Source organism: Streptomyces sp. H39-S7, assembly GCF_027158205.1.
Lineage (GTDB): Bacteria > Actinomycetota > Actinomycetes > Streptomycetales > Streptomycetaceae > Actinacidiphila.
This window is the reverse complement of record NZ_JAPVLU010000063.1, coordinates 26,281-34,577: the sequence shown is the minus strand read 5'-3', so window position 1 is coordinate 34,577 and position 8,297 is coordinate 26,281. Positions and strand designations below refer to the sequence as shown.

The window sequence follows — 8,297 nt, the reverse complement described above, 5'->3', positions numbered from 1 at the left end:
GGCCAGGAGGAGGAGCGCCAGGGCGGCATCAACAAGGTGGCCGGCTCACGCGCGGCGCGGGATCACTTGCAGTACGGCACAGCGGACAGGTTCTGCACGTAACGCGCCGCCACCCAGCCCGGCTTGCCGGCGCCGAGCCGGTACCAGAGCTTGTTGCCGTCCACGTTCTGGCCGGCTTTCTTGCACTGCAAGGCCACGACGGCGCCCTGTGCCAGCAGGTTGAGGCGCTTGGATGTGGTGTTCGGGTCCTGGCGCACCCACAGGCCGCCGCTGGCGACGACCTTGCCGCGCGGCTCCGCCACCACCGTGGCCTCGTCGCCGGAGTGGGCAACGGCGTTCACGGCGACGGGCGCTGCCGCGGCGGCCCCACCGATGCCCGCAAGAACGCCCGTTCCGGCGAGGGCGGCAACCACACCGGCTGTGACCATACGACGCATGACAGCTGAATACACGATGTTGCCTCTCGTTGACTTTGGGATGTAACCATTTATGACGGCTCATCCCAGGTACTGAGCGTCTCCAGCCACGCGACGCGCCCAAGATCACCCTCTCGGGTCGAGCCTGGCGCACACCTTCCCGCCACCATCCTTCACTCCTGCCCCCGAAACGCGCGACCTCTGTCGGTGATCCATGGCTTGGACAACCTTGATCATCAGGAGCCGCGTTTCACTGCTTCCGGTCGGGCCATGCGGACGAGGACGCCCGGGGCCTGCCAGGCCGGGCCGGGCACCATGCCCATGTTGTGCTTGAAGTCGCCGAAGTAGGTGTCGCTGGCGGTGATCACGATCCGGGCGGGAGCGGTGAAGCGGTCCTGAAGCAGTCGGACGAACAGGTGGTTGGCGAGCACGGTGACGGTGAAGGTGGCCTCGAACCCGTCGGGGCGCCCTCGATCGCGGTGCCCTGGCGGGTGGGACCACAGAATTGAGCGCAGTCATCCACACGCCCCGCAGCCGTTCCAGTTCCTCCGCGGCTCCTGCCTCCAGACGACTTTGGAGCGGCCTTCCGGGCGGGTACCGCGGCCGTGGTCCAGCCGTCCGGGGCCGCTCCACCCGCCAGGCCGCCGCGTCACGGCACCGGCACAGCCGCGCTTGGCGCGATGCGGCCGGGGGTCCACGGGCACTGCACCGCGAGCGGCCACTCGAAGGCAGGGGGCTTGTCACCGACACGGAGCACGTGTCAGGGCGCATTCCGCGCTCGGAGCGGGTAGACGGGTTGCAGACTGCAAGAGGTCGTACTGCCGGACATAGTGAAAGAGGAGGCTACTTCTTCATGGGGAACATGCCGCGAACGCAGACGCGCCGTATCGGGGACATCCAGGTCAGCGCTGTCGGCCTCGGGGGGATGCCGCTGTCCATCGAGGGGAGGCCGGACCGGGACCGGGCGGTCGCCACGATCCACGCGGCGCTGGACTCGGGCATCACACTGATCGACACGGCGGACGCCTACAGCCTGAACGGCGACGACTTCGGACACAACGAGTCACTCATTGCCCACGCCCTGGCCGCGTACGACGGCGACACCTCTGATGTGCTGATCGCGACCAAGGGCGGCCACACCCGCACGGCGGACGGCGGGTGGAGCCTCGACGGGTCGCCCGCGTACCTGAAGCGGGCCTGCGAGGCGTCGCTGAAGCGGCTGGGCGTGGAGGCCATCGGGCTCTACCAGTTCCACCGGCCGGACCCGCGGGTCCCGATCGCCGACTCGGTCGGCGCGATCCGCGAACTGCTCGACGAGGGCAAGATCCGGTACGCGGGTGTGTCGAACTTCGACCCCGCGCAGATCATCCAGGCCAACGAGATCCTGGGCGGCCGACTGGCCGCCGTGCAGAATCAGTTCTCTCCCGCCTTCCGGTCCAGCGAGGCGGAGCTGGAACTGTGCGACGAACTGCGCATCGCGTTCCTGCCCTGGAGCCCGCTCGGCGGGATCGGCAAGGCAGGCGGCCTCGGAACGCGGTTCGCCCCGTTCGCCGAGATCGGCTCCGCACACGGGGTCAGCCCCCAGCAGGTCTGCCTGGCCTGGATGCTCGCCAAATCGCCGGTGGTCGTCCCGATCCCCGGCTCGTCGCGGCCCGCCAGCATCCAGGACTCCGCCGCGGCGATCACGCTGGAGCTGACCGCGGAGGAGATCACGCGACTGGACGCGTCCGACCAGCCGGTGTCCTGACGTCCGGGGCCGCGCCGCCCCACACCGGCAGCGGTCCGTCGGGGGGCTGGGGGCTGTCGCGAGCACTCACCCCCGGCCGGTTCGGATTTCACGGCTGGTGGCGAGGTCCTGCGGGAAATCGGCAAGGACGGGGACTCGACCGCACGTGATCCACCCTGGAGCCGGGCCTCCCGGATGCGGCGGGGTTGTCGTTGTGTTCGTATGCGACAAGGCGGCACCGGACCGCGGTTCGGCCATTCGGGTGGAAGGGTCGGCTGGGGTCAGCGGGCTGTGTAGTGCTGAGTTCCCTGGGGAGGTTGTCCTCGACTGCGCTTGGGTCGCGACGGCGCCCGGAGCACTTCGCCGTTCGGGGAAGCCGGCTTCTTTGCGCCCGCCTTGGAGGAATGGGTATGGACACGAGTGAGGCAGGCACCATGGCGAGAGCCCGGCTGCTGGCCCGGATGGCGCTTCTGTGTGCGCTGGCAGCCGTGGCGATCCTGCTCGCGTTCACCGGGGCGGGCGGTCCGCTGACCCTCGTGATCGGGTTGGCGGGGCTGGTGGCCGCGGCGGTGGGCGCATGGTGGGTGCTGGCGCATCGGGGAGTTCTACGCTGGGCGGGTGCACTGCTCGCCGTCGGGGGTCCTGCGGCGGTGGTGGTGTTCTATGCCCGGACGGGACTTTGGGCAGTGGCCCTGGGTTCACTGTTGCTCGGCTGCGCCGCGTTGGCCTGCGCGCGGTCGGCTCTGCGCCGGGCACAGCCTTCGCGGGGCATGGCAGCGATCCCCTGTGCGGCGCCCGTACGGCCGGTGCTGATCATGAATCCGAAGTCCGGCGACGGCAAAGTAGGCCGTTTCGGGTTGGCGGAGCGCGCCGAGCAGTTGGGCGCGCGAGTGCTCCTGCTGGACACCTCGGTGCGTATCGATGTGGCCGCCTTGGCGCGCCAGGCAGTGGCCGAAGGGGCTGACCTGCTCGGCGTGGCGGGCGGTGACGGCACCCAGGCCCTGGTCGCGGCAGTCGCGGCGGAACACGATCTCCCCTTCATGGTGATCAGCGCCGGAACCCGCAATCACTTCGCCATGGATCTGGGTCTGGATCGCGCCGACCCGACTCGTTGTCTGGACGCGCTCACCGATGCTGAGGAACTCACGGTCGACCTCGGCATGGTGGCGGACCACCCCTTTGTCAACACTGCCTCGTTCGGGGCCTACGCGCAGGTCATCCAGGATCCGGACTACCGTGCAGCCAAAGCGGGCACCGCCTTGAACACCCTGCCCGACCTGCTGCTCGGCGACCGGGGTGAGCGGCTCGACGTTCACGTGGACGGCACCCGGCTGGAGTCCCAGCAGGCCCTCCTGGTCAGCAACAACCCGTACGCCGCCGTCGATCCGCTCACCGCCGGCCGCAGACCCCGGCTGGACCGGGGCACCCTGGGCGTGCTCAGCATCCGGGTGGACGGTACCGCCCAGGCGGCCGAGCTGGCACTGCGCAGAGGCCAGGCGACCGGACTGCACGTACTGACGGCACGCCAGGTAACGATCCATGCCGCTGCGGCGACCGTTCCCGTCGCTATCGACGGGGAGGCCCTGATCCTGTCGACCCCGGTCACCTGCAGGATCATGCCGGGCGTACTGCGGGTGCGGGTCCCCAGGAACCGCCCCCGGAGGCCGGTGGCCAACCCGCCCCTGGACTGGCGGCACGTCATTGACCTGGCCCTCGGCCGATCACGGTCGATTTCCCACCGTGGGAAGCGAACGGGTGAGCCAGCCGGCACGTCAGACCGGGAGCAGGCTGATTCCGAAGGGTTGTGAGGTGCTCAAGGAGATCAGGGCGGTGGTGCGGTGCTCGGCACCGCAGGAGACCTCCGGATGAGTGCCGGTCAGGCTGCGAAGTCCACGACCACCTTGACGTCGTCCGGGTCCCGTTCCAGCGCCTGGACGATGTCGTGCGGAGCGAATCTCCGTGTCACCAGTCCCTCGAGCCAGCCCCGCTCCGCCCGCCCGAGCGCTCGGGCGGCCAGGTAGTAATGGCGGCGGTTGGCGTTGACGGAACCGAAGAGTGCGAGATTCCGCAGGACGGCTGTGGTGGCGAGTCCGCTCTCGATCCCGCCGGCAGAGCGGTCGGTCAGCGAGCCGACGCCGGTCAGGCACACGATCCCGCCGGGCGCCGCCGCCTCGGCCGACTGCCGGATGAGGCCTGGCACGCCCGTGCATTCCACGACGATGTCCGGGCTCAGACCCAGGTCAGACACCGCCCCGGTGTGGTACCGGGCCCCGAGCGCCTCGACGAGTGGGGGTTTCGGGCCGCCTGTGACCCGGTCCACGACATGGACCTCCAGGCCTCGCTGTCGGCCCAGCAGCGCGGCCAGCAGCCCGATCGGACCGGCACCCACTACCAGCACCGTCTGCGGGTCCCAGAATGTGCGCCGGCCGATCGCGTAGATGTGCTCCCACGCCTTGGCCACCACCGAAGCCGGCTCCAGCAGCACCCCCGCCGAACCGAGTTCGGAGTCCACCTTGACCAGATAGGCAGGATCGCTGCGCCAGCGTTCGGCCATGAAGCCGTCGCGTTCCTTGATCCCGTGCTCGGTGTACAGGCCGTTGGAACACATGTCCCACTCTCCGACCGCGCAGTTCGGGCACGGTAGAGGATCCGGCCGTCGCACGATGCCCACCACAAGGTCACCGACGGCAGGGCCGCCCGCCGCCGCTGCGTGGACCACGCGCCCAAGCGACTCGTGCCCCAGGATCAACCGGTCCTTCCCCGGCGGCGCGAACCCGTACTCGCCCCGCGCGATCTCAGCGTCCGTCCCGCACACCCCGACCGTGACGGTCTCCACCACGACCGACCCCAGCTCGGCTGCCGGCTCCGCGACTTCCGACAACTCCACCGATCCGCTCTTGCCAGGTACCACCGTTACCGCATGCACGAGCCGCCTCGATTCCTGTGCCCCACTCGCCGGATTCGTCGGCACCCCGTCGGGGCTTCGGAACTGGAGTGCCGTGAACTGGGGTGCGTTGATTCGGGTAGCGTGCGCGGACGTCCACTGGTGCCGTGCGCCTAGGGAACAGCGGTGGCTGCCGGGCCGGCGGGCCGCGCGGGGTCAGGGTGTCTTCTTGGTGGGCTTCTTGACGCTCCTGCTCTTGGCAGTGCCCGCGCCGCGCTTGGCGGATGCCCGGCTTCGCTCCGGTGCGGCAGCACGCGTCGGCGCCGTCCGGGCGGGCTTCCCCGTCGGCCAGGTGAGCTCGATCTCGAGTTCGATCTCTCCGTCGTCGACCTCGATCTCGATCTCGCTACGGAGCCCGTCGGGAACGGTCAGGCTCAGGGTCCCGTGCCCGAATTCCATCTCGACGTCTCCGCCCTTGCGCAGGGCGTCCGCGAGCGCGGTGAGCTGATCAGCCGCTTCGCCGCGGGACAGCGAGCGCTTCTGCTCGAACTTGAGTTCCGACATGGGGTTCTCCAATCCGGTGGACGCTGCGGATGCAGTTCCTTGTCACGTGAAATCTTCGATCCAGCATTCTGCTGACCAGCACCGGGTACTCGCCCCCTTCCCCTGCTGCCCGGCGTTAGGGCGGGGCCCCGTTCTCGGCTTCCACCCGGCCGGTTGGGCGGATCCGGGGAAGGCGGGACGCGGCCGCGAGACCGCCGAGCCCGACGACGCCCAGGACGATCATCGCGGCGGCATAGGCGCCTTGCGACAGACCGGCGACGGAGGATGGTGCCGGCTGTCGCGGTGCCGAAAGGAAGAGCTGAGGTTGGAGACGCCGCGGGAGAGCCCGGAGATCTCGCCCTGCCGCTCCTCGGGGAAGGCGGACGCGCGGAGACCCACGTCGTGCCCCCGGACAGCGGCCGGTGTCCGGGGGCACGTGGACCGTTGGGGCGACATCTCCTTCACACGGCGTTCTGCGGCCGCTAGGAGAATTCGTCCGGGTCCCGGCGGACCACGCACAGAGCCCAGATGATGAAGCCCGAGATCGCGATCATGACGATCGACCAGAGCGGGTAGTAGGGCATCGACAGGAAGTTGGCGATGATGACGAGGCCGGCGATGGCCACACCTGCCATCCGTGCCCACGTCGCCGTGCGGAACAGCCCCAAGCTGACGATCACGGCGATTGCACCCAGGACGACGTGGATCCAGCCCCACGAGGTCAGGTCGAACTGGAAGACGTAGTTCGGTGTGTTGACGAAGACGTCGTCCTCGGCGACGGCCATGATGCCCCGGCAGAGGTCGAGCACACCGACGATCATGAGCAGGGTGCCCGCTGCCAGGGTGAAACCCTCCGCCCATGCCTGCTTCGCCGAGTCGGTGTGCCGTGTGTGTGTCGTGGTCATGACGGTGCCTCCTGTCCTGTGGCGCGCGTTCAGCGGCCGGCGTGCGGAGCTGTCGTGGTGGTCGAACCCGCCTGCCCGGCCGAGCTACGGTCGTTCAGGATCAGACCCTTGGCCCTGCTGAACTCCTCGTCCGTGATGTCACCGGCAGCGCGGAGCTTCGACAGCTTGGCAAGTTCGTCGGCGCTGTTGCTGGGCCGGCCCTCGGTGGCGGCCTCCCGCACGTAGCTGTTGAACGCCGCCTGCTGCTCCCGGGCCTGCGCGACCTCACGGCGACCCATGGTCCCGCCCCGGGCGATGACGTAGACCAGGACACCGAGGAACGGCAGGAGGATGGTCAGCACCAGCCAGCCGGCTTTCGCCCACCCGCTCATCTCGTGGTCACGGAAGATGTCCCGTATCACGCGGAAGAGCAGCATGAACCACATGATCCACAGGAAGAACAGGAACATGCTCCAGAAGATGCCCAGCAGGGGATAGTCGTACGCGAGGTTCATCGGTGCGCTCATGTCGTTCTCCTCCGTTCCGGGCGGGGGCCCGGCTGGTGTCCTGTGCTGTCCTCAGCGTGCGCACGGCCGGCGCGTCTCGGCCTCACCCGGTGGGGGTGAAGGCGAACGGCCCGGGGACGACCCCTCCCCCGTGGCCGGAACCGACAGGGCCGGCTGAGTTCCTGGTGGGAGCTGGTGCGGTCCGGCCGCCCCCGGTGAGGCGGCGCGCGGCGGCATATCAGGTTCCGAGACGTGACGGCTGGTCCGCGGCCGCCTTGTTGAGCGCGGCCCGCCAGGCAAGGGCGAGCACCAGATCGGCAAGACCGAGCAGAACGAGCCACAGGCCGAGCAGGCGGGTCAGGGCATGAGCGGACTCCGCGGGCAGGGCGAGCACCACGACCCCCGCGACGATGCCGAGAATCCCGACCGTCAGGAGAACGCCGCGGTGCGCAAGGTCCTTGGCGATGATGGCCGTATAGAGCGTCAGGAGGCCGGAGACGAGCCAGACGGTGCCCACGATCAGCGAGAGCGCGGCGATGGTCTGCAGGGGGTTGCGCAGGCACAGCACCCCGGCCAGGACGTACAGCACGGCTGCGAGCAATCCCGGGAGCCGTTCGCCATGCTCCTTGTGCGCGAAGACGGACACGAAGCGGAACACTCCGGTCGCCAGCAGGCAGAGGCCGATCAGGACGGCGAGGATGTGCAGGGTCTCGTCCGGCCACACCAGAATGAGGATGCCGGGCACCAGCGTCACCAGCGCCGAGACCAGGATCCAGATCCATGAACGACCCACGCGTCCCAGTACGTCCTCGGGGTCGCCCCTCGCCGGACGGGACGCGGCTCCTTCGGCTGCCGGTCGCGGTCCGTCGTACGGCGGTGCCGGATCACGTGGTGCGGTCATGACGTGCTCCTCTCGGGGGCGGGACACAACCCGTCGGGGGGCGATCGGGGGCCCTGCCATGTCAGCCTCCCGCGCATCGTCCGCCCCCGTGTCACCCGCAGAGGGTGATCGTTCGGCCCGGCACCGCGGCTGCCCCTGTTCAGGACCGGAGCCGGTGGGACCAGGGACGACTACTCCGGCAGTTGTCGCATCTCCAGGACCCGCAGTCCGAGCGACTGGAAACGGGCCAGCAGTCCGTACAGCTGCGCCTCGTCCACGATGGGACCGTAAAGGACCGTCTGGCCGGACATCACTACGTGGCCCAGCTCCGGGAAGGCTTGGGCGAGCGTTTCGGACATATGTCCCTCGACGCGAATCTCATAGCGCATAGGCGTTCTCCCGCGGGGCTGCGTGGGGAAGGCGGCTGGTCCCTTCCCTACGATCGTCCGCCCCGGCGA

Annotated in this window: 10 protein-coding genes; 2 read left to right on the top strand and 8 right to left on the bottom strand. The window is 69.3% G+C overall.

The genetic code is table 11. The annotated features are described in order from the left end of the window. Positions 1-62: 62 nt before the first annotated feature. Together O3X23_RS38245 and O3X23_RS38240 are read right to left on the bottom strand one after the other, a co-directional pair. Positions 63-437 carry an SH3 domain-containing protein gene (locus tag O3X23_RS38245; protein ID WP_269278094.1) on the bottom strand — a complete coding sequence of 125 codons (375 nt, stop codon included), beginning with the start codon at positions 435-437 and terminating at the stop codon, positions 63-65. 215 nt (positions 438-652) lie between these two features. Beyond that, a complete protein-coding gene (locus O3X23_RS38240) occupies positions 653-847 on the bottom strand; it encodes a hypothetical protein (RefSeq protein WP_269278092.1) in 195 nt (64 codons plus the stop codon). A 431-nt stretch (positions 848-1,278) separates the two neighbouring features. On the opposite strand from O3X23_RS38240, the gene O3X23_RS38235 reads away from it, so the two are divergent. Both O3X23_RS38235 and O3X23_RS38230 read left to right on the top strand, forming a co-directional pair. Further along, complete coding sequence (locus O3X23_RS38235; RefSeq protein ID WP_269278090.1) at positions 1,279-2,163, top strand: aldo/keto reductase; 885 nt, start codon at positions 1,279-1,281, stop codon at positions 2,161-2,163. Between the two features lie 389 nt (positions 2,164-2,552). After that, on the top strand, positions 2,553-3,950 hold the full coding sequence (locus O3X23_RS38230) for a diacylglycerol/lipid kinase family protein (RefSeq protein WP_269278087.1): 1,398 nt from the start codon (positions 2,553-2,555) through the stop codon (positions 3,948-3,950). A 68-nt stretch (positions 3,951-4,018) separates the two neighbouring features. Here the strand turns inward: O3X23_RS38230 and O3X23_RS38225 are convergent, their stop codons facing one another. From O3X23_RS38225 to O3X23_RS38200, 6 genes are all read right to left on the bottom strand, one after another. Further along, entirely contained in the window at positions 4,019-5,029 is a 1,011-nt protein-coding gene (locus O3X23_RS38225) for an alcohol dehydrogenase catalytic domain-containing protein (RefSeq protein WP_269278084.1), read from the bottom strand. Between the two features lie 213 nt (positions 5,030-5,242). Further along, the gene (locus tag O3X23_RS38220) at positions 5,243-5,590 is read right to left on the bottom strand and encodes an amphi-Trp domain-containing protein (protein ID WP_269278081.1); all 348 of its coding nucleotides are present in this window, start codon (positions 5,588-5,590) and stop codon (positions 5,243-5,245) included. A 461-nt stretch (positions 5,591-6,051) separates the two neighbouring features. Beyond that, positions 6,052-6,474, bottom strand: a complete 423-nt coding sequence (locus tag O3X23_RS38215) for a DUF7144 family membrane protein (protein WP_269278078.1) — start codon at positions 6,472-6,474, stop codon at positions 6,052-6,054. 29 nt (positions 6,475-6,503) lie between these two features. Further along, complete coding sequence (locus O3X23_RS38210) at positions 6,504-6,980, bottom strand: SHOCT domain-containing protein (protein WP_269278075.1); 477 nt, start codon at positions 6,978-6,980, stop codon at positions 6,504-6,506. 217 nt (positions 6,981-7,197) lie between these two features. Next, positions 7,198-7,860: an HdeD family acid-resistance protein gene (locus tag O3X23_RS38205; protein ID WP_269278072.1), complete on the bottom strand. Its 663-nt coding sequence runs from the start codon at positions 7,858-7,860 to the stop codon at positions 7,198-7,200. A 170-nt stretch (positions 7,861-8,030) separates the two neighbouring features. Then, positions 8,031-8,228 carry a hypothetical protein gene (locus O3X23_RS38200; protein ID WP_269278069.1) on the bottom strand — a complete coding sequence of 66 codons (198 nt, stop codon included), beginning with the start codon at positions 8,226-8,228 and terminating at the stop codon, positions 8,031-8,033. Between the last annotated feature and the right edge of the window lie 69 nt (positions 8,229-8,297).

Coding starts and splice junctions, on each gene's coding strand:
- O3X23_RS38235 (WP_269278090.1), top strand. CDS start 1,279: ATGCCGCGAACGCAGACGCGCCGTATCGGGGACATCCAGGTCAGCGCT.
- O3X23_RS38210 (WP_269278075.1), bottom strand. CDS start 6,980: ATGAGCGCACCGATGAACCTCGCGTACGACTATCCCCTGCTGGGCATC.
- O3X23_RS38215 (WP_269278078.1), bottom strand. CDS start 6,474: ATGACCACGACACACACACGGCACACCGACTCGGCGAAGCAGGCATGG.
- O3X23_RS38245 (WP_269278094.1), bottom strand. CDS start 437: ATGCGTCGTATGGTCACAGCCGGTGTGGTTGCCGCCCTCGCCGGAACG.
- O3X23_RS38205 (WP_269278072.1), bottom strand. CDS start 7,860: ATGACCGCACCACGTGATCCGGCACCGCCGTACGACGGACCGCGACCG.
- O3X23_RS38230 (WP_269278087.1), top strand. CDS start 2,553: ATGGACACGAGTGAGGCAGGCACCATGGCGAGAGCCCGGCTGCTGGCC.
- O3X23_RS38220 (WP_269278081.1), bottom strand. CDS start 5,590: ATGTCGGAACTCAAGTTCGAGCAGAAGCGCTCGCTGTCCCGCGGCGAA.
- O3X23_RS38200 (WP_269278069.1), bottom strand. CDS start 8,228: ATGCGCTATGAGATTCGCGTCGAGGGACATATGTCCGAAACGCTCGCC.